Origin of the sequence: Klebsiella sp. CN_Kp104 (assembly GCF_040064515.1) — a bacterium.
GTDB classification, from domain to species: domain Bacteria; phylum Pseudomonadota; class Gammaproteobacteria; order Enterobacterales; family Enterobacteriaceae; genus Klebsiella; species Klebsiella aerogenes.
Genome location: NZ_JBEAII010000037.1, coordinates 1 through 17,943, shown reverse-complemented (window position 1 = coordinate 17,943; position 17,943 = coordinate 1). Strand labels below are relative to the sequence as shown.

Here is a 17,943-nt window from a genome sequence, read left to right as displayed (position 1 = left end):
TTCTCCGCCCTGTCATCTCACCGGCATTAACTCTTCATCCTGCGGTCATCGTGACTTAACAGGAATGTAACAAAAACGCGTCAGTATCGGCCCACGCTCAACGGGGAACCCCAAAGTGCTTAGTGAGGCTCGATAACCATGTACTTATCCAGACATCCGACCAGTTACCCCACCCGGTATCAGGAAATTGCCGCCAGGCTTGAACAGGAGCTGCGCCATCACTATCGCTGCGGCGACTATTTGCCTGCGGAACAACAGCTGGCGGCGCGCTTTGAAGTTAACCGCCACACCCTACGCCGCGCCATCGATCAGCTGGTGGAACGCGGCTGGGTCCAGCGCCGCCAGGGCGTCGGCGTGCTGGTATTGATGCGCCCCATCGACTACCCGCTCAACGCCCAGGCGCGTTTTAGCCAGAATCTGCTGGAACAAGGCAGCCACCCGACCAGCGAGAAACTGCTGTCGGTGCTGCGCCCGGCCAGCAGCCATGTCGCCGAAGCCTTTGGCATTGCCGAAGGCGAAACCGTCATTCATCTGCGCACCCTGCGCCGGGTTAACGGCGTGGCGCTGTGTTTGATTGACCACTACTTCGCCGACCTGCGCTTCTGGCCGGTGCTGCAAACCTTCACCCATGGCTCGCTACACGACCTGCTGCGCGACCAACTCGCCATCGAACTGATCCGCGTACGCACCAAAATCAGCGCCCGCCGCGCGCAGGCGAAAGAGAGCAAACTGCTGGAAATCCCCAATATGGCGCCACTGCTGTGCGTACGCACGCTCAATAGCCGCGAGGGCGAGACAGTCACGACGGAGTACTCCGTCAGCCTGACCCGCGCCGACATGATTGAATTCACCATGGAGCACTGAATGCACTTCGATACCGCCACCCGCCAGCGTTGGATGTCAGTGCTGGCCCACAGTGAACCGCAGGACCTTCTGGCGCGCATGCAATCGCTGCGGCTGGCGCCGGAGTATGAATTAATTCGCGCCCCGGAAACCGGGCTGGTACAGCTCCAGGCGCGTATGGGCGGCATCGGCGATCGTTTCTTTGCCGGTGACGCCACTCTGACCCGCGCCGCCGTACGCCTGGCCGATGGCACCCTCGGCTACAGCTGGATTCTGGGCTGCGACCGCCCCCACGCCGAACGCTGCGCGGCGATCGATGGCCTGCTGCAATCGCCTCACTATTTTCACACCTTAATGGAAACCCTCATTACCCCGCTGGAAGCACAACGCAGCGCGCGCCTCGACGCCCGCCGCGCCGAAGTCAATGCCAGCCGGGTCGACTTCTTTACTCTGGTTCGCGGAGATAACGCATGACATTACAAACCGCCTTTACCCTACCGGTGCAGGATGCCCAACACAGTTTCCGCCGCCTGCTGAAAGCAATGAGCGAGCCGGGAGTGATTGTCTCCCTGCAGCAGCTTCAGCACGGCTGGCAGCCATTGAATATCGCCTCCACCAGTCTGTTATTGACGCTGGCCGATCACGACACGCCGGTGTGGATGGCCGCCGCGCTGCATAACGATCTGGTCAGCCAAAATCTGCGCTTCCATACCGGCGCGACGCTGGTGGAACAGCCGCAGCAGGCGGTATTTGCCGTCGCCTGCGACACCATCAGCGCCGAACAGCTTAATGTCCTTTCCGCCGGCACAGCGGCCGCGCCGGAAACCGGCGTCACGCTGATTGTTCAACTAGCCAGCCTGAGCGGCGGACGCATGCTGCGCCTGACCGGCGCGGGCATTGCCGAAGAGCGAATGATCGCCCCCCAGCTCCCGGACTGCATCATCGACGAATTAACCGAACGCCCGCACCCGTTCCCGCTGGGCATTGACCTGATCCTGACCTGCGGCGAGCGCCTGCTGGCTATCCCGCGTACCACCCACGTGGAGGTGTGCTAAATGTATGTTGCCGTCAAAGGTGGCGAGAAGGCGATTAGCGCCGCTCACGCTTTGCAAGAGCAGAAACGACGGGGCGATGGACGGCTTCCCGAACTGAGCGTCGAGCAGATAAGCGAACAGCTCAGTCTGGCGGTGGACCGGGTGATGACCGAAGGCGGCATCGCCGACCGCAAACTGGCGGCGCTGGCGCTGAAGCAGGCCAGCGGCGATAACATCGAAGCGATCTTCCTGCTGCGCGCCTACCGCACCACCCTGCCGCGGCTGGCGGTCAGCGAACCGGTTGATACCGCCGGGATGCGCCTCGAGCGCCGCATCTCCGCGGTGTACAAAGATATCCCCGGCGGCCAACTGCTGGGCCCGACTTACGACTATACCCACCGCCTGCTCGATTTTGCCCTGCTGGCCAACGGCGAACCGCCGTCGGTGCAGAAAGCCGGTAGCGAAACGCAGCCGACGCCGCACGTCTTCAACCTGCTGACGCAGCAGGGGCTGGCCAAAGCTGAAGCGGACTGCGGCGCGCCGCCTGACGATATCACCCGCACCCCACCGGTCTATCCCTGCTCGCGCTCCTCGCGGCTGCAGCAGCTGGTACGCGGCGATGAAGGCTATCTGCTGGCGCTGGCCTACTCAACCCAGCGCGGCTATGGCCGCAACCACCCGTTTGCCGGCGAGATCCGCAGCGGCTACGTGCAGGTGGAAATCGTGCCGGAAGAGCTGGGTTTTAGCGTCAATATTGGCGAGCTGCTGCTGACCGAATGCGAAATGGTCAACGGCTTTGTCGATCCAGAGGATGAGCCGCCGCACTTCACCCGCGGCTACGGCCTGACGTTTGGCATGAGCGAGCGTAAAGCGATGGCCATGGCGCTGGTCGACCGCGCCCTTCAGGCGCCGGAATACGGCGAAGAGATAAGCGGACCGGCCCAGGATGAAGAGTTCGTGCTGGCGCACGCCGATAACGTTGAAGCCGCCGGCTTCGTCTCGCATCTGAAACTGCCGCACTATGTCGATTTCCAGGCCGAACTGGCGCTGTTGAAACGCCTGCAACGGGAGAACGAACGTGGCTAACCCACTGACTGGCTATAACTTTGCTTATCTTGATGAGCAAACCAAGCGCATGATCCGCCGGGCGATACTGAAAGCAGTGGCCATTCCCGGCTATCAGGTGCCCTTCGGCGGCCGTGAAATGCCGATGCCCTACGGTTGGGGTACCGGCGGGATCCAACTGACCGCCAGCGTTATCGGCGAGAACGACGTACTGAAGGTCATCGATCAGGGCGCCGATGACACCACCAACGCGGTGTCGATCCGCCAGTTCTTTAAACGCGTAACCGGCGTCGCCACCACCGAACGCACCGAAGACGCCACCCTGATCCAGACCCGCCACCGGATCCCGGAAACGCCGCTGGTGGAAGATCAGATCCTGATCTATCAGGTACCGATCCCGGAGCCGCTGCGCTTTATCGAACCGCGCGAAACTGAAACCCGCACCATGCACGCGCTGGAAGAGTACGGCGTAATGCAGGTGAAGCTGTATGAGGATATCGCCCGCTTCGGCCATATCGCCACCACCTACGCCTATCCGGTGAAGGTGAACGGCCGCTACGTGATGGACCCTTCGCCGATCCCGAAATTCGATAACCCCAAAATGCACATGATGCCGGCGCTGCAGCTGTTCGGCGCCGGGCGCGAAAAACGTATCTACGCGGTGCCGCCCTATACCGCAGTCGAAAGCCTCGATTTCGACGATCACCCGTTTAGCGTGCAGGAGTGGGATGAACCCTGCGCCATTTGCGGTTCGCGCCACAGCTATCTTGACGAAGTGGTGCTGGATGACAGCGGCCAGCGGATGTTTGTCTGCTCCGATACCGACTATTGCCGCCAACAGAGCGAGGCGCAGAAAAAATGAGCCAGCCGTTACTTACAGTTAATCACCTGACCCATCTCTATGCGCCGGGAAAAGGTTTTAGCGATGTCTCTTTCGAGCTGTGGCCGGGCGAAGTGCTCGGCATCGTCGGCGAATCCGGCTCCGGTAAAACCACGCTGCTGAAAGCGATTTCCGCTCGTCTGGCACCGCAACAGGGTGAAGTGCGGTATCAACAGCGGTCGCTATACGCCATGAGCGAAGCCGAACGCCGTCGCCTGTTACGCACCGAATGGGGCGTCGTGCATCAACACCCAATGGACGGCCTGCGTCGCCAGGTCTCGGCGGGCGGCAACATCGGCGAACGGCTGATGGCGACCGGCGCTCGCCACTACGGCGACATTCGCGCCACCGCCGAACGCTGGCTGCAGGAGGTGGAGATCCCGCCTTCCCGCATCGACGACCTGCCGACCACCTTTTCCGGCGGTATGCAGCAGCGCTTGCAAATCGCCCGCAATCTCGTGACGCAGCCGAAACTGGTGTTTATGGATGAACCCACCGGCGGGCTGGACGTCTCGGTACAGGCGCGCCTGCTCGATCTCCTGCGCGGGCTGGTAGTGGAGTTAGGGCTGGCGGCGGTGATAGTCACCCACGATCTCGGCGTCGCCCGCCTGCTGGCGAACCGCCTGCTGGTGATGAAACAAGGACAGGTAGTGGAAAGTGGCTTAACCGACCGGGTGCTCGACGATCCGCATCATCCTTACACCCAGCTACTGGTGTCGTCGGTGTTGCAGAATTGATGCTGTTTTGCCGGATGGCGGCTGCGCCTTATCCGGCCTACAGGTGCGTTATTCGTAGGCCGGGTAAGCGAAGCGCCACCCGGCACTCCAACCCCGAGAGGGCTAAAATGATACGCGTTGAAAACATCCATAAAACCTTTGTTCTGCACCAACAGCACGGCGTACGCCTGCCGGTGCTCGCCGACGCTTCGCTCACCGTTAACGCCGGGGAGTGCGTGGTGCTGCACGGCCATTCCGGCAGCGGTAAATCGACGCTGCTGCGCTCGCTGTACGCTAACTATCTGCCGGACAGCGGTCATATTCATATCCGCCACGGCGACGAATGGGTAGATCTGGTGACCGCCACGCCGCGCAAGGTGCTGGAAGTGCGTAAAACCACTATCGGTTGGGTTAGCCAGTTTCTGCGGGTGATCCCGCGGATATCCGCACTGGAAGTCGTCATGCAGCCACTGCTCGACCTCGGTACGCCGCGCGAAGAGAGCGCCGCTAAAGCCGCCCGCCTGCTGACCCAGCTCAACGTGCCGGAGCGTCTGTGGCATCTGGCGCCGTCCACCTTTTCCGGCGGCGAACAGCAGCGGGTCAACATCGCCCGCGGTTTTGCGGTCGACTATCCGATTTTACTCCTTGATGAACCCACCGCCTCGCTGGATGCCAACAACAGCGCTGCGGTGGTGGCGCTGATCCAGCAGGCTAAAGCGCGCGGCGCAGCTATCGTCGGTATTTTCCATGATGAAACGGTACGCGGCCAGGTCGCCGATCGCCTGCACCCAATGGGTATCACTGTATGATAATCAATAACGTAAAGCTGGTACTGGAAGACGAGACCATCAATGGTTCACTGGAAGTGCAGGAGGGGCGGATTTACGCCTTTGCCGAGAGCCAGAGCCGACTGCCTGGCGCCCTCGATGGCGAAGGCGGCTGGCTGCTGCCGGGGCTTATCGAACTCCATACCGATAACCTGGATAAATTCTTCACCCCGCGGCCAAAGGTTGATTGGCCAGCACACTCGGCGATGAGCAGCCACGATGCTTTAATGGTCGCCAGCGGCATCACCACCGTACTCGACGCCGTGGCGATTGGCGACGTACGCGACGGCGGTGACCGCCTTGAGAATCTGGAAAAGATGATCAACGCGGTGGAAGAGACGCAAAAACGCGGGCTTAACCGCGCCGAGCACCGCCTGCATCTGCGCTGTGAACTGCCGCACCACACCACCTTGCCGCTGTTTGAAAAGCTGGTCGACCGCGAGCCGGTCACCCTGGTGTCGCTGATGGACCACTCGCCGGGTCAACGCCAGTTCGCCAACCGCGAAAAATATCGTGAATATTATCAGGGCAAATATCAGCTCAGCGGCGAGCAGATGTTACGCTTCGAAGAAGAGCAAATGGCGCTGGCGGCGGCCTGGTCGCAGCCTAATCGCCAGGCTATCGCCGCAATGTGTCGGGAGCGCCAAATCGCTCTCGCCAGCCACGACGACGCCACTCATGAACATGTCGCCGAATCCCACCAGCTTGGCAGCGTGATCGCCGAATTTCCCACCACGTTGGCCGCCGCGCAGGCTTCGCGCCAGCACGGAATGAATGTGTTGATGGGGGCGCCGAATATCGTGCGCGGCGGCTCGCATTCCGGCAATGTCGCCGCGCATCAACTGGCCGCCAGCGGCCTGTTGGATATTCTCTCTTCCGACTACTACCCCGCCAGCCTGCTTGATGCCGCTTTCCGCATCGCCGATAGCGACGACAACGCTTTCACGCTGGCGCAGGCTGTCCGTCTGGTCAGCAAACATCCGGCGCAGGCGCTGGGTCTGCATGACCGCGGCGTCATCGCCGAAGGCAAACGCGCCGATCTGGTACTGGCGCACCGCCGCGGCGAGCACGTCCATATCGATCACGTCTGGCGTCAGGGAAAGAGGGTCTTTTAATGCCTGGAAAACTGATTTGGCTGGTCGGCCCCTCGGGGTCGGGAAAGGATAGTCTGCTGGCCGCGCTGCGCCAGCGTGAGCATCCGCAACTGCTGGTCGCGCATCGCTACATCACCCGCCCGCACCTGGCGGGCTGCGAGAACCATATTGCGCTCAGCGAGCATGAGTTTTTCACCCGCGCCGAGCGTAATCTTTTCGCGCTAAGCTGGCATGCCAACAATAATTACTATGGCGTCGGCGTAGAGATCGACCTCTGGCTGCATGCCGGTTTTGATGTGGTCGCCAACGGCTCGCGCGCGCATCTGGCGCAGGCGCGGGAACGTTACGATGACGTGCTGGTACCGATTTGTCTCGAAGTCTCGCCATCGGTGTTGCGCCAGCGGCTTGAACAGCGCGGCCGGGAAAATGCCGTGGAAATCGCCCAACGCCTGCAACGCGCCGCGCGCTATAAACCGGCCGATTGCCTGACGTTGAATAACGACGGCAGCCTCGGGCAATCGGTAGAGCGTTTCTTCCAGCTGTTGCACCAGCACGCCGGGCGTGAAGAGAATCAGCATGCCTGAGGGTAAGGTAATACGATGAGCCTGACGATCCGCCTGACCGGCACCGGCGGCGCCCAGCAGGTGCCGGTCTTCGGCTGCGACTGCGCCGCCTGCCAGCGCGCCCGCGTCGATGCACGCTATCGCCGCCGCCCCTGCAGCGCGGTGGTGCGCTTTAACCATGCGGTCACGCTGCTCGACGCCGGGCTGGCGGATCTGGCGGAACGCCAGCCCGCTGGCAGCTTCCAGCAGATTTTATTAACGCATTACCATATGGATCACGTGCAGGGGCTGTTCCCCCTGCGCTGGGGGGTGGGCGATCCGATAGCGGTGTACGGCCCGCCGGATGACATCGGCTGCGACGATCTGTTTAAGCATCCCGGCATCCTCGATTTTAGCCACACCGTTACCCCCTTCACGGTATTTGAATTACAGGGGCTACAGGTCACGCCGCTGCCGTTAATCCACTCGAAGCTGACCTACGGCTATCTGCTGGAGTCGGCGCACAGCCGGGTGGCCTGGCTTGCGGATACCGCCGGGCTGCCGGAGAAGACGCTGAAATTTTTACTTAATAATCAGCCGCAGGTGATTGTCATCGATTGCAGCCACGAGCCCAGAACAGAAACAACGCGCAACCACAGCGACTTGAATACCGTGCGCGCGCTGAATCAGATACTTGGCTGCCCACGGGTGATCCTCACCCATATCAGCCATCAATTCGACCGCTGGATGATGACTAACCCGCTGCCGAAAGGTTTCGAGGCGGGATACGACGGCATGGAGATCGTGCTCGATTAGCGCTATCAGTTATGGTTCACGAAGCGCTGCGTTAATGGCACATTCCACGCTTCCGCCAGCGCCATCGCAAACAGGACGATCGCGGCTTTGTTAGCACCATCAAAAGAGAGCTCCGCCGATGAATTGGCGGAGATAAACAGCAGCGTGTACCAGTCGCTTCCGCGACAGGTAAATTCGACAAAGGCAATTTTCTGCAAGCTCCCCGCCGGGAACTGGATGCAGGCGTGCTGATGGCGCAGGCCGAAATCACCGCTATCGTCTCTAACAAAAGCGCACAGCCGCCATGCAAAGATTCTATCGGCATGCGCATCGCCAAGCGTCACCGGCGCTATATATCTTCCGCCAGGGATCGCCGATACGCTCTTTTCAATAAACGAAAATGACCAATCGTTGCCGGCGCCACTAGCTGCTGCTTTACCTTCAGCTAATTCAGGCAGGAACCAGGCCGTAAGGCCGTTTCCCTTACTGCTGTTGCCAGCACTGAAATAGGGATCTGGCTCTTTATAGATCGTAAATGTTATTCCCGCTCGTTTTTCCCAATATGAGCGCTCATCCTCCGCAGGCGCCTCGTCGGGCTCTACCGTATTTTGCACTTCGGCAGGAACCGATTGCGGCGTCCAGAAAGGTAATAGAAACAGTACAGCAAAACCGGCAAACAGCCCGATGACCCAGCCATAATGCTGCCAGCTTTGTACGATCAACGCCCCTGAGACGCCCAGTTGCAGGCAAAAATAGTAACGCGCGGCCCCACCGGGGCGGATCCACTTCATGATGCGGAAAAAGAGAATTGCGGCGAAAACCAGCGCCAGCCCTTTTACGGAAAGATGATTAAAGATATAACCACTCATTACGCTCAGTAATAGATAGACAATCCAGATATATTTGCTCATGAAATCCTTTTCCATATATACAATATTCAGATAAATAAAATCCCAAATTTTGTTTTTGACTTCATTCTCACTTCATAAAACATCATTACTCTGCCATAAAGTAGAATTTTTGCAGGATATTTTCTATGCGGACAGGACGAATATTATATCATATATGGTGGTTTGGTCTGTTGGGCCCTCTGTTCGGCGTACCGGCAGGGATCATCACTTTGGGGCTCTTTGATACTAACAGTTTCGCCGATTATTTATTTCACATTATGCCACTGCTCCCTATCCTGATATTCTTTGGCTATTACTGGGGGGCTATTCCTGCGTTATTGACCGGAGCTATCGTTGGCTGTCTGCCTCGCTGTATTTATAATTATTGCTCGCTGCGAATATTGTTTAGCGGGCTCATTGGCGCAGCTATCGCTTTCTGTATCCAGTATCTGATTGATAATGGCGGACGCAATATTTTCGTTAATGAAATGTTATGGGTAATGGCCAGCGCAGGTCTTTTTTCTGGACTGGTTATGGGATGGCTGATGGTTAAAATATCAAACATTGAGGAATCACCCATTCGTACAGATATTGAAACTCGAAATTAATACGTAAATAGATATCCCAGATATATATATAGTATGAATTGGTTGTAAACATCGAATAATAAAAGCGATAAAACATCCGAGGTAATATCAAAAAGAACCTGAGACTTCACCATCACTTCATAAATGGTCATTACTCTGCCATAAATATCAATTTCTGCAGGGAATCACTGTATGCAACTTAAACGGATTTTACATCATGCTGGCTGGTTTACTTTGCTGGGCCCCTTTGTCGGCGTACCAGCAGGCATTGTAACCCTCGCGTTTTTTGAGGACGGCGATATTGGTCAATTTTACTTCGATGTGGCCAGGACACTGATGCTTATCATGTTCTCCGGCTGGTTTTTTGGCGCGATTCCCGCGCTATTAACCGGGATCGCCGTCGCCTGTCTACCCGCGGTTCTTTATGATTGCCACTGGCGGCGGGTGGTATGTAGCGGGATGATGGGAATCGTTGTTGCTCTTATTGGCGCATTACTCGTTGAAAGCCAGATGCGATATTTCCTTGCAAAGGAAATACTCTGCGCCGCTGCCAGCGCAGGATTATTTTCCGGCCTGATAATGGGATGGGTGGTGGTGACGCTTTCTGGTTTTAGCCTCAAGCCAGCGCAAAAGGGGAGCGAACAATGAACCGTCTACTGCATCATATTGTGTGGCTAATCGTGATCGGCCCCATCCTCCCCTTGCCATTCATTGCTGTCCTTGAGGCCTTTGGCAGCGAGCATCCCCTTGGCCGGTTTATTCGTATTTTTTCGCGAATGCTGGACTTCGAAACCCTGTCGCTCGCCTGGATTATCGGTTTTGTACCGGCCATGCTAACGGCGATGGTACTCGCTAAATTACCGGAAAATCTTTATCGTCCATGGCTTATCCGCACGATATTCGGTGCTATTGCCGGTGTGATTAGCACCGTCATTTTCACCGGCGCAACCGCCATTATCGCCCCCGCCTTCGCCTATCTTCTCGCCTTCTTGTTGATTACCGGGCTGTTCTCCGGCGCGGTGATGGGGCTGATTATCCCGTGGCTGCCGTTCGCTGAAAAATCAGCTTAATAGTCATCATCAAGGCGGCGCTGGTCGCTCTCCAGCTGGCGACGATCGCTATCAAGCTGGCGCTGGCGTTCATCCAGCTGGCGACGGCGGTCGTCAAGCTGGCGCTGGCGATCGTTATATTGCTGCTGGTTATCCCTACGCTGCTGGCGGCTGCCCTGATAGCTGCCGTCATCGTAGCGTCCGTCGTCATAGCGCCCGTCGTCGTCGTCGGAACGGCTGCTGCCCGGATTGTAGGCATCGTTGATGGCTTGCTGAATATTGCCAATAGCGTCGTCAATAATATCGGCATGGGCCAGTTGGCTGCTCAGCGCCAGCGTGCAAAAAAACAGAGCGGTTGCGTAACGTTTCATCGTGGCCAGTCTCATCAGGGTACTGGTGGTACCTTAATCAACCCTATTTGCCGCGTGTAGCGGAGGAATCTCAAATCCGCGCCATCGCCGCACGCAACGCCTGCGCCAGCTGCGTGCGGGTGAAAGGCTTGCGCAGTCGTTCAACCTCAGGCAACGCCGGATTATGCGCCGGGCGCAAATCCTGGCCGCTAATCAATAGCAGCGCCACCGCCGGGAAGCGGCGTTGCGCTTCGTGAATGACCTCGGCGCCGCTCAGCCCCCCAGGGAGCATTAAATCGCTAATCAACAACGCGATATCCCCGGAGGCCGCCAGCATCTGCAGCGCCTGCTCGCCGTTTTGCGCCTCCAACGTCAACCAGCCCAGCTGATGCAGCTGCTCGCATAGCGTCTGGCGCACATCGGCTTCATCCTCCAGCACCAGCACCAGCGCCAGCTGCTCGCCGCTCACCATCGGTTCGCTATCCAACGGCGTTCGTTCATCCTCCGCCGCTGCCGTGGCTCGCGGTAGCTGCAAACGAACGGTGGTGCCCTGCCCCGGCGCGCTTTCAATCGCCACGCGCCCGCCCGACTGGCGCACAAAACCGTACACCATCGACAGCCCAAGACCGCTGCCGCTACCGGTCTGTTTGGTGGTAAAGAAGGGCTCGAAAACCTGCGCTTTTATCTCCTGCGACATGCCGCAGCCGTGGTCAATCACCTCCAGCGCCACCATATCCTGACGCCGTCCATCACTACGGGTGACCCGCTGGTTCCAGGTACGTAGCGCGATAACGCCTGACCGCCCCTCCATGGCGTCGCGGGCGTTCATCACCAGGTTGATTATCGCGTTTTCCAGTTGTCCGACATCGATCCACGCCGGCCAGGCAGGCGACTGCGCTTCAATTTCGAGACGCAACGATGCGGGGAGCGAATGACGCATCAGTTCGCAGACATTCTCCAGCAACGGCTGCAGCGCCACCGCCTGCGGGTTCAGCGCCTGTTTACGCGAAAAGGCCAGCAACCGCTGAGTAAGTAAGGCGCCGCGTTCGGCAGCCTTCAGCGCCCGCGATATCCGCGGCGCATCGCGCTCATCCGGCTGTACCAGTTCGAGGCTGCCGATAATCACCGCCAGCAGGTTGTTAAAATCGTGGGCCAGGCCGCCGGTAAGCTGGCCGACGGCTTTCATTTTTTGGCTATGCAGCAGCGCCTCCTCCAGCCCCTGTCGCTCAAGGCGGTCGATCTCCATCTGGGTGGTTTTCTCCCGCAGCAGGCGGGTGGTGTGCTCAAGGGAAGCGGTATTACGGGCGAAAACGTTAAAGGCGCGCGCCAGTTCGCCAAGCTCATCACGCCGTTGCAGGGCCGGCACCGTCACGTTCTGCTCGCCGTGCGCCAGCCGCGACATCGCGCCGGATATCGCGTTCAGATTGAGACCAAGATTACGATAGATATACCAGCCAGCGCACCCGGTGATCGCCAGCGCCAGCAGCGCGGCCAGCAGGATAAACGTGCTGATGGAGCGCAACTGCTGGTGGCTTTGCGCCGCTCGCGCCTCCGAAGCTTGAGCGACTCTGGCAACATATTGATTAATATCGCCATTAAGCAGCGCAACCAGCGCTTTGATATGAAACATATACCAACCGATCGCCAGATCGCTCTCTTCAAGCTGCGCCGATAGCGGCGCCAGCCGCGCCAGTTCGGCGTTGAAATCCGGCAGGATAAATGCCAGCGCAGAATCGCTATCGTTGCGCGGTAAAAAGCGTCTGATGTCATCGAGCTGCAAGACGATCGAGCGCGGCGTCGCAGTGTGTATCGCGGCGACGATCAACCGGTCCATCTCGTTTAAACGCTGAGGATCGATCGCCGGTTTACCATCGCGATCGTTGAGATCCTGCAAATGGCGCAAATAGCTCTGGTTTTGATACAGCGCGCTCAGCAGTTCATTGCGCTGCAGATGGCGGCGTTGCCCGCGTTCCAGCATGCCGGCGACACTCTGCTGCAGCTCGTTGCTACGACGAATAATGCTCGCTACCAGCGCCAGTTCCTGCCGGGCCAACGGCGCCGAGGCCAACTGGCCCAACGAATGCTTCAGCGCCTGTTGGGTTTCCAGCAGCCGTTGCGCTTCGCTTTTATACTCCAGCGCGCCAACCACCTGCGACAACCGCACCGCCGCGGTGGCGACGTTGGCGGTATCACGCGCCAGATTCATACTGCCGTTCATGTCGCTAAGCGTTTGCAGCTGCACCTGCTCCTGCAACTGACTGGCATGGCGAAAACCGAAAATCGCCACTCCGGCGACCATTAACGTCACCGCCACCATCAACAAGTTAAATGACAGCAGGCGACCGCGGGCGCTAACGAAAAAGTACGGATGGCGAGAAGGCATGGCGACTCCGGTCAGGCGTTTTCTCCCATCATTCCCGGACTGCCACCGAAGGTGAAGAAAATTTCTCGGCGTAATTGTGATCTGCATTAACTATTCAAAAATATGACAATTATGAATGGCCGATGACATCACTCATTTACGTTGCGGTGATGAAGTGCCGACATCGACAACGCAGCCAGGAGAGCAGGCATGCAGGGAACACCGGTGCTATCCATGCGCAACATCGCCAAAGTTTTCGGCAAATTTTATGCGCTGAAAGGGGTGGATCTGACGGTCTGGCCCGGCGAGATCCACGCGCTGATGGGCGAAAACGGCGCGGGAAAAAGTACGTTGATGAAGATCCTCGCCGGCGCCTATACCGCCTCCAGCGGCGAGATCCTGATCGACGGACAACCACAGACGATCAGAGGCCCGAAGGATGCGCTGGCGGCAGGGATTACGCTTATCTATCAGGAGATGCAGCTGGCGCCGAATCTCACCGTCGCGGAAAACATTTTCCTCGGCAGCGAGCTTTCCCGCGGCGGTCTGGTACAGCGTAAAGAGATGGAGTCCCAGGCGCAGGCGGTTATCGACCGGCTCGGCGCGCAGTTCAAAGCCAGCGACCGGGTGATGAAGCTGACTATCGCCGAACAGCAGCAGGTGGAAATCGCCCGCGCGCTGCATCGCAACAGCCGCATTCTGGTGATGGATGAACCTACCGCCGCCCTCTCCTCACGAGAAACGCAGCGCCTGTTTGAGCTGATTTTACGCCTGCGCGATGAAGGGATGGCAATCATCTATATCAGCCACCGCATGGCCGAAGTATATGAACTCTCCGACCGGGTCAGCGTGCTGCGCGATGGCCAGTATGTCGGCAGCCTCACCCGCGACCACCTTAGCGCCCCCGAATTAGTGCGCATGATGGTTGGCCGTCCGCTTAGCGATCTGTTCAATAAAGAGCGCGATATCCCGCGCGGCCAGCCGCGCCTGCGGGTACAGGATCTTACCGACGGCGGCAAAGTGCATCCCAGCAGCCTGGTGGTGCACGCCGGGGAAATCGTTGGCCTCGCCGGGCTGGTCGGCGCCGGGCGTTCCGAGCTGGCGCAGCTGATTTTCGGCGTCCGCAAAGCGACGGGCGGCGTCATTGAAATCGACGGCGAACCGGTGGTTATTCACTCGCCGCGCGAAGCGATCGACCTCGGGATCGGCTTTCTGACCGAAAACCGTAAAGAACAGGGGCTATTTCTCGAACTGGCGGCGCAGGAGAACATCACCATGGCGACGCTTGAGCGCGACGCCAATTGGGGAATGCTCGACCGTAAGAAGGCGCAAGCCATCTCCGATGGCGCCATCCAGCTGCTGAACATCCGCGTCCCGCATGCTCAGGTGCGCGCCGGCGGGCTTTCCGGCGGCAATCAGCAAAAGCTGCTGATTTCACGCTGGGTGGCGATCGGCCCGCGCATTCTCATCCTGGATGAACCGACCCGCGGCGTTGACGTCGGCGCCAAAAGCGAGATTTACCGCATCATGAATCAGATGGCCCGCCAGGGCGTCGCCATTTTAATGATCTCCAGCGAATTGCCGGAAATCGTAGGCATGAGCGACCGGGTATACGTGATGCGCGAAGGCGCTATCGCCGGCGAGTTGCAGGTTGGCGAGATCAGTCAGGAAAGCATTATGACGCTGGCGACCGGCGTGAACGATTCTCACCTTAAGGCAGGACAAGCATGAGCATACCGAAAGAGACCTCCGCGCCGGCGGCGAAATCCGCCTCGGCAAAAAAAATGCTGATGGGCGACCTGATGCAAACCGTCGGCATCCTGCCGATTTTAATCCTGATCGTCGCGGTGTTCGGCTTCGTCGCGCCGAACTTCTTTACCGAAAGCAACCTGCTGAATATTACCCGCCAGTCCTCCATCAACATCGTGCTGGCGGCGGGGATGACCTTTATTATTCTTACCGGCGGTATCGATCTGTCGGTGGGGTCAATTCTCGGCACCACCGCGGTTGCAGCGATGGTGGTATCGCTCATCCCGCCATTCGCGATGCTGTCGATTCCGGCGGCCCTGATGCTTGGCCTGCTGCTCGGGCTGTTCAACGGCGCGCTGGTGGCCTTCGCCGGACTACCGCCGTTTATTGTCACCCTTGGCACCTACACCGCGCTGCGCGGCGCCGCCTATCTGCTGGCCGACGGCACCACGGTGATTAACTCCGATATTAGTTTTGAATGGATCGGCAATAACTATCTCGGCCCGGTGCCGTGGCTGGTGGTGATAGCGCTGGCGGTCGTGGCGGTGTGCTGGTTTATCCTGCGCCGCACCACCCTTGGTATTCATATTTACGCCGTTGGCGGCAACATGCAGGCGGCGCGGCTGACGGGGATTAAAGTCTGGCTGGTGTTGCTGTTCGTCTACGGCATGAGCGGGCTGCTTTCCGGGCTCGGCGGGGTGATGAGCGCCTCGCGGCTGTACAGCGCCAACGGCAACCTCGGCGTCGGCTATGAGCTGGACGCCATTGCCGCGGTGATCCTCGGCGGCACCAGTTTCGTCGGCGGTATAGGCACCATCACCGGTACGCTGGTGGGGGCGCTGATTATCGCCACCCTCAACAACGGCATGACGCTGATGGGCGTCTCCTACTTCTGGCAATTGGTGATCAAAGGGGCGGTGATCATCATAGCGGTGCTGATCGACAAATACCGTACCCGACACCATCAAAGTGCATAACAACAACATCTTATCTGCGAGGAAAAGCGAATGCGTTTAAAACCGATAGTGACCGCGCTGTGTGCCGGCGCGCTGCTGGCCGCCTCCCCTTTTGCGTCGGCCAAAGATTTACAAGCGATAGGCGTGACGGTGGGCGATCTCGCCAACCCGTTCTTCGTGCAAATCACCAAGGGGGCCGAGCTGGAAGCGCGCAAGCTGGCGGGGGATAAAGTGAAGGTCACGCTGGTGTCGAGCGGCTACGACCTGGGGCAGCAGGTAGCGCAGATCGATAACTTTATCGCCGCCAAAGTCGATATGATCATCCTCAACGCCGCTGATTCAAAAGGTATCGGCCCGGCGGTGAAGCGGGCGAAAGAGGCCGGGATCGTGGTGGTGGCGGTTGACGTCGCCGCCGAAGGCGCCGATGCCACCATCACCTCCGATAATACCCAGGCCGGCGCGATGGCCTGTAAATACATAAGCGATCGCCTGAACAACAAAGGCAACGTGGTGATTATCAACGGGCCGCCGGTTTCCGCGGTGCAGAACCGCGTTGAAGGCTGCGAAACCGAATTCAAAAAACATCCGGATATCAAAATCCTCTCTGCCAACCAGAACGCGAAAGGCAGTCGCGAAGGCGGACTGGAGGTGATGACGTCGCTGCTGGCGGCAAATCCGAAGATTGACGGCGTGTTCGCGATTAACGATCCGACGGCGATTGGCGCCGATCTGGCGGCGAAACAGGCGCAACGTAATGAGTTCTTTATCGTGGGCGTCGACGGCAGCCCGGACGGCGAAGAGGCGCTGAAGCGTAAGAATTCCCTGTTCGTCGCCACGCCGGCGCAGGACCCGCAGGTCATGGCGGCGAAAGCGGTGGAAATCGGTTATGACATTCTGCAGGGCAAGCCCGCGCCAGCCGCGCCGGTGCTGATCCCGGTGAAGATGATCGATAAAAATAACGTCAGCAGCTACAAGGGCTGGACGGTGAAATAAAACCGCAAAGCGGCGCCGGGCCTCTTTTCGCCCTACGCCGCTTTGTCGTTATGGATAACGTCAGCGGCGAAAACGTAGCCCAGCCCGCGCAGGGTTTTAATCAAGGTGGGCTGATGCGGATTGACCTCAACTTTACGCCGCAGGCGCATGATCAGCACATCGATCGTGCGGTCGAATACCTCCATGCTCTCATTATGGGTCAGCGCCAGCAGCTGTTCGCGGTTCAGAACCCGGCGGGCGTTTTGCGCCAGCGCCAGCAACAATCCATACTCCCCCTGGGTTAACGCCACGCTCTGCTGTTGGGGATTAAACAGCTCACAGCGGCGGGTATCCAGCCGCCAGCCGTTAAACAACAGCCCATGCTCCCCGCCCGGCACAAGGCTTTCCGCGCCGATCGCCCCGCTGCGCCGCAGCACCGCCTTTACGCGCGCCACCACTACCCGCGCGTTAAACGGCTTGGCGATGTAATCGTCAGCGCCCATTTCCAGCCCGACCACCACATCCGATTCGCTTCCCAGCCCGGAAAGCATTATCACCGGTAGCTCAGGCCGCGTGCGCTGCAGCTGTTGTAACACCAGCAATCCATTGGTATCCGGCAAGATCATATCCAGCAGCACCAGCGCGATATCTGCGCGCCGGGCGACCATCGCCAGCGCTTCGCCGCCGTTCTGGCAGGCCATCACCTCAAACGCGTGGGCGCCGAGCACATCGCTCAGCAGCTCGCAGATCGCGACGTCATCATCAATCACTAAAATGACCGGTTTCATGGTTTACCTCTGCCTGGCGGGAATAGTGTCAGTCTGGTCGATTGTGCAAGCGGGCGACGACAAATCCATTTTTCGCTGCCGTTTTTATAATCGGCGTCACATCTCCGGGCTTTTCGTCACGTCAAAACTGACGATGACCTGTTTTTCGTCAGCATTTCGCCCAAAAAAGCCGCGTACTATCCGTCAATACCCACAATGAAAACATGGCATAGAAGATGCATAGTGACGGTCGATTGCGCGTCAGCGCTAATTGATTAACTGGAGCAAAACCGATGAAAAAAGTCGTCACGGTTTGCCCGTATTGCGCATCAGGTTGCAAAATCAACCTGGTGGTCGATAACGGCAAAATCGTCCGGGCTGAGGCGGCGCAGGGGAAAACCAATCAGGGAACCCTGTGTCTGAAAGGCTATTATGGCTGGGACTTCATTAACGATACCCAGATCC

21 protein-coding genes are annotated in these 17,943 nt (G+C 58.6%); 17 read left to right on the top strand and 4 right to left on the bottom strand.

Annotated elements, in window-relative coordinates:
- Positions 1–138 precede the first annotated feature (138 nt).
- From phnF to phnP, 10 genes are all read left to right on the top strand, one after another.
- Positions 139–864: a phosphonate metabolism transcriptional regulator PhnF gene (phnF, locus tag ABLU80_RS19065; RefSeq protein WP_260842079.1), complete on the top strand. Its 726-nt coding sequence runs from the start codon at positions 139–141 to the stop codon at positions 862–864.
- Positions 865–1,317, top strand: a complete 453-nt coding sequence (gene phnG / locus ABLU80_RS19060) for a phosphonate C-P lyase system protein PhnG (RefSeq protein ID WP_348850329.1) — start codon at positions 865–867, stop codon at positions 1,315–1,317.
- The gene (phnH, locus tag ABLU80_RS19055) at positions 1,314–1,898 is read left to right on the top strand and encodes a phosphonate C-P lyase system protein PhnH (RefSeq protein ID WP_045362698.1); all 585 of its coding nucleotides are present in this window, start codon (positions 1,314–1,316) and stop codon (positions 1,896–1,898) included. Before phnG ends, phnH begins: the two co-directional genes overlap by 4 nt.
- Positions 1,899–2,963, top strand: coding sequence for a carbon-phosphorus lyase complex subunit PhnI (locus ABLU80_RS19050; protein WP_348850328.1), 1,065 nt, complete (start codon positions 1,899–1,901; stop codon positions 2,961–2,963).
- The gene (locus ABLU80_RS19045) at positions 2,956–3,804 is read left to right on the top strand and encodes an alpha-D-ribose 1-methylphosphonate 5-phosphate C-P-lyase PhnJ (protein ID WP_015368699.1); all 849 of its coding nucleotides are present in this window, start codon (positions 2,956–2,958) and stop codon (positions 3,802–3,804) included. Before ABLU80_RS19050 ends, ABLU80_RS19045 begins: the two co-directional genes overlap by 8 nt.
- Positions 3,801–4,559, top strand: a complete 759-nt coding sequence (phnK, locus tag ABLU80_RS19040; RefSeq protein WP_015368700.1) for a phosphonate C-P lyase system protein PhnK — start codon at positions 3,801–3,803, stop codon at positions 4,557–4,559. The genes ABLU80_RS19045 and phnK overlap by 4 nt, the downstream gene beginning before the upstream one ends.
- Before the next feature lie 107 nt (positions 4,560–4,666).
- Complete coding sequence (phnL, locus tag ABLU80_RS19035; RefSeq protein WP_045362692.1) at positions 4,667–5,347, top strand: phosphonate C-P lyase system protein PhnL; 681 nt, start codon at positions 4,667–4,669, stop codon at positions 5,345–5,347.
- Positions 5,344–6,480, top strand: a complete 1,137-nt coding sequence (gene phnM, locus ABLU80_RS19030; protein WP_213315841.1) for an alpha-D-ribose 1-methylphosphonate 5-triphosphate diphosphatase — start codon at positions 5,344–5,346, stop codon at positions 6,478–6,480. The genes phnL and phnM overlap by 4 nt, the downstream gene beginning before the upstream one ends.
- The gene (phnN, locus tag ABLU80_RS19025; protein WP_047080000.1) at positions 6,480–7,043 is read left to right on the top strand and encodes a ribose 1,5-bisphosphokinase; all 564 of its coding nucleotides are present in this window, start codon (positions 6,480–6,482) and stop codon (positions 7,041–7,043) included. The genes phnM and phnN overlap by 1 nt, the downstream gene beginning before the upstream one ends.
- Before the next feature lie 15 nt (positions 7,044–7,058).
- A complete protein-coding gene (phnP, locus tag ABLU80_RS19020; RefSeq protein ID WP_047079999.1) occupies positions 7,059–7,817 on the top strand; it encodes a phosphonate metabolism protein PhnP in 759 nt (252 codons plus the stop codon).
- Positions 7,818–7,822: 5 nt separating this feature from the next.
- Here the strand turns inward: phnP and ABLU80_RS19015 are convergent, their stop codons facing one another.
- Positions 7,823–8,707, bottom strand: coding sequence for a hypothetical protein (locus tag ABLU80_RS19015; protein WP_213796606.1), 885 nt, complete (start codon positions 8,705–8,707; stop codon positions 7,823–7,825).
- Positions 8,708–8,832: 125 nt separating this feature from the next.
- Here ABLU80_RS19015 and ABLU80_RS19010 point away from each other — a divergent pair, with 125 nt between their 5' ends.
- From ABLU80_RS19010 to ABLU80_RS19000, 3 genes are all read left to right on the top strand, one after another.
- Positions 8,833–9,294 carry a hypothetical protein gene (locus ABLU80_RS19010; protein ID WP_143830428.1) on the top strand — a complete coding sequence of 154 codons (462 nt, stop codon included), beginning with the start codon at positions 8,833–8,835 and terminating at the stop codon, positions 9,292–9,294.
- A 171-nt stretch (positions 9,295–9,465) separates the two neighbouring features.
- Complete coding sequence (locus ABLU80_RS19005; protein ID WP_052767581.1) at positions 9,466–9,921, top strand: hypothetical protein; 456 nt, start codon at positions 9,466–9,468, stop codon at positions 9,919–9,921.
- Positions 9,918–10,343: a hypothetical protein gene (locus ABLU80_RS19000; RefSeq protein WP_047079996.1), complete on the top strand. Its 426-nt coding sequence runs from the start codon at positions 9,918–9,920 to the stop codon at positions 10,341–10,343. Before ABLU80_RS19005 ends, ABLU80_RS19000 begins: the two co-directional genes overlap by 4 nt.
- On the opposite strand, the gene yjdP is transcribed toward ABLU80_RS19000, so the two are convergent.
- Entirely contained in the window at positions 10,340–10,693 is a 354-nt protein-coding gene (gene yjdP / locus ABLU80_RS18995) for a DDRRRQL repeat protein YjdP (RefSeq protein ID WP_015368705.1), read from the bottom strand. The genes ABLU80_RS19000 and yjdP overlap by 4 nt on opposite strands.
- A 70-nt stretch (positions 10,694–10,763) precedes the next feature.
- Entirely contained in the window at positions 10,764–13,055 is a 2,292-nt protein-coding gene (locus ABLU80_RS18990; RefSeq protein WP_348850326.1) for an ATP-binding protein, read from the bottom strand.
- Positions 13,056–13,244: 189 nt separating this feature from the next.
- On the opposite strand from ABLU80_RS18990, the gene ABLU80_RS18985 reads away from it, so the two are divergent.
- The 3 genes from ABLU80_RS18985 to ABLU80_RS18975 are packed head-to-tail and all read left to right on the top strand — an operon-like array spanning position 13,245 to position 16,732.
- Positions 13,245–14,765: a sugar ABC transporter ATP-binding protein gene (locus ABLU80_RS18985; RefSeq protein ID WP_348850325.1), complete on the top strand. Its 1,521-nt coding sequence runs from the start codon at positions 13,245–13,247 to the stop codon at positions 14,763–14,765.
- On the top strand, positions 14,762–15,760 hold the full coding sequence (locus ABLU80_RS18980) for a putative carbohydrate ABC transporter permease (RefSeq protein WP_015368708.1): 999 nt from the start codon (positions 14,762–14,764) through the stop codon (positions 15,758–15,760). Before ABLU80_RS18985 ends, ABLU80_RS18980 begins: the two co-directional genes overlap by 4 nt.
- A gap of 30 nt (positions 15,761–15,790) precedes the next feature.
- Entirely contained in the window at positions 15,791–16,732 is a 942-nt protein-coding gene (locus ABLU80_RS18975) for an ABC transporter substrate-binding protein (protein WP_015368709.1), read from the top strand.
- 32 nt (positions 16,733–16,764) lie between these two features.
- Here ABLU80_RS18975 and ABLU80_RS18970 read toward each other — a convergent pair whose 3' ends face one another.
- The gene (locus ABLU80_RS18970; RefSeq protein ID WP_348850324.1) at positions 16,765–17,499 is read right to left on the bottom strand and encodes a response regulator transcription factor; all 735 of its coding nucleotides are present in this window, start codon (positions 17,497–17,499) and stop codon (positions 16,765–16,767) included.
- 272 nt (positions 17,500–17,771) lie between these two features.
- Between ABLU80_RS18970 and ABLU80_RS18965 the strand changes: the two genes are divergently transcribed.
- A partial coding sequence (locus ABLU80_RS18965; RefSeq protein ID WP_042894286.1) for a spermidine/putrescine ABC transporter substrate-binding protein occupies positions 17,772–17,943 on the top strand: 172 nt, incomplete at its 3' end.

Coding starts and splice junctions, on each gene's coding strand:
- phnF (WP_260842079.1), top strand. CDS start 139: ATGTACTTATCCAGACATCCGACCAGTTACCCCACCCGGTATCAGGAA.
- phnG (WP_348850329.1), top strand. CDS start 865: ATGCACTTCGATACCGCCACCCGCCAGCGTTGGATGTCAGTGCTGGCC.
- phnH (WP_045362698.1), top strand. CDS start 1,314: ATGACATTACAAACCGCCTTTACCCTACCGGTGCAGGATGCCCAACAC.
- ABLU80_RS19050 (WP_348850328.1), top strand. CDS start 1,899: ATGTATGTTGCCGTCAAAGGTGGCGAGAAGGCGATTAGCGCCGCTCAC.
- phnK (WP_015368700.1), top strand. CDS start 3,801: ATGAGCCAGCCGTTACTTACAGTTAATCACCTGACCCATCTCTATGCG.
- phnL (WP_045362692.1), top strand. CDS start 4,667: ATGATACGCGTTGAAAACATCCATAAAACCTTTGTTCTGCACCAACAG.
- phnM (WP_213315841.1), top strand. CDS start 5,344: ATGATAATCAATAACGTAAAGCTGGTACTGGAAGACGAGACCATCAAT.
- phnN (WP_047080000.1), top strand. CDS start 6,480: ATGCCTGGAAAACTGATTTGGCTGGTCGGCCCCTCGGGGTCGGGAAAG.
- phnP (WP_047079999.1), top strand. CDS start 7,059: ATGAGCCTGACGATCCGCCTGACCGGCACCGGCGGCGCCCAGCAGGTG.
- ABLU80_RS19015 (WP_213796606.1), bottom strand. CDS start 8,707: ATGAGCAAATATATCTGGATTGTCTATCTATTACTGAGCGTAATGAGT.
- ABLU80_RS19010 (WP_143830428.1), top strand. CDS start 8,833: ATGCGGACAGGACGAATATTATATCATATATGGTGGTTTGGTCTGTTG.
- ABLU80_RS19005 (WP_052767581.1), top strand. CDS start 9,466: ATGCAACTTAAACGGATTTTACATCATGCTGGCTGGTTTACTTTGCTG.
- ABLU80_RS19000 (WP_047079996.1), top strand. CDS start 9,918: ATGAACCGTCTACTGCATCATATTGTGTGGCTAATCGTGATCGGCCCC.
- yjdP (WP_015368705.1), bottom strand. CDS start 10,693: ATGAAACGTTACGCAACCGCTCTGTTTTTTTGCACGCTGGCGCTGAGC.
- ABLU80_RS18990 (WP_348850326.1), bottom strand. CDS start 13,055: ATGCCTTCTCGCCATCCGTACTTTTTCGTTAGCGCCCGCGGTCGCCTG.
- ABLU80_RS18985 (WP_348850325.1), top strand. CDS start 13,245: ATGCAGGGAACACCGGTGCTATCCATGCGCAACATCGCCAAAGTTTTC.
- ABLU80_RS18980 (WP_015368708.1), top strand. CDS start 14,762: ATGAGCATACCGAAAGAGACCTCCGCGCCGGCGGCGAAATCCGCCTCG.
- ABLU80_RS18975 (WP_015368709.1), top strand. CDS start 15,791: ATGCGTTTAAAACCGATAGTGACCGCGCTGTGTGCCGGCGCGCTGCTG.
- ABLU80_RS18970 (WP_348850324.1), bottom strand. CDS start 17,499: ATGAAACCGGTCATTTTAGTGATTGATGATGACGTCGCGATCTGCGAG.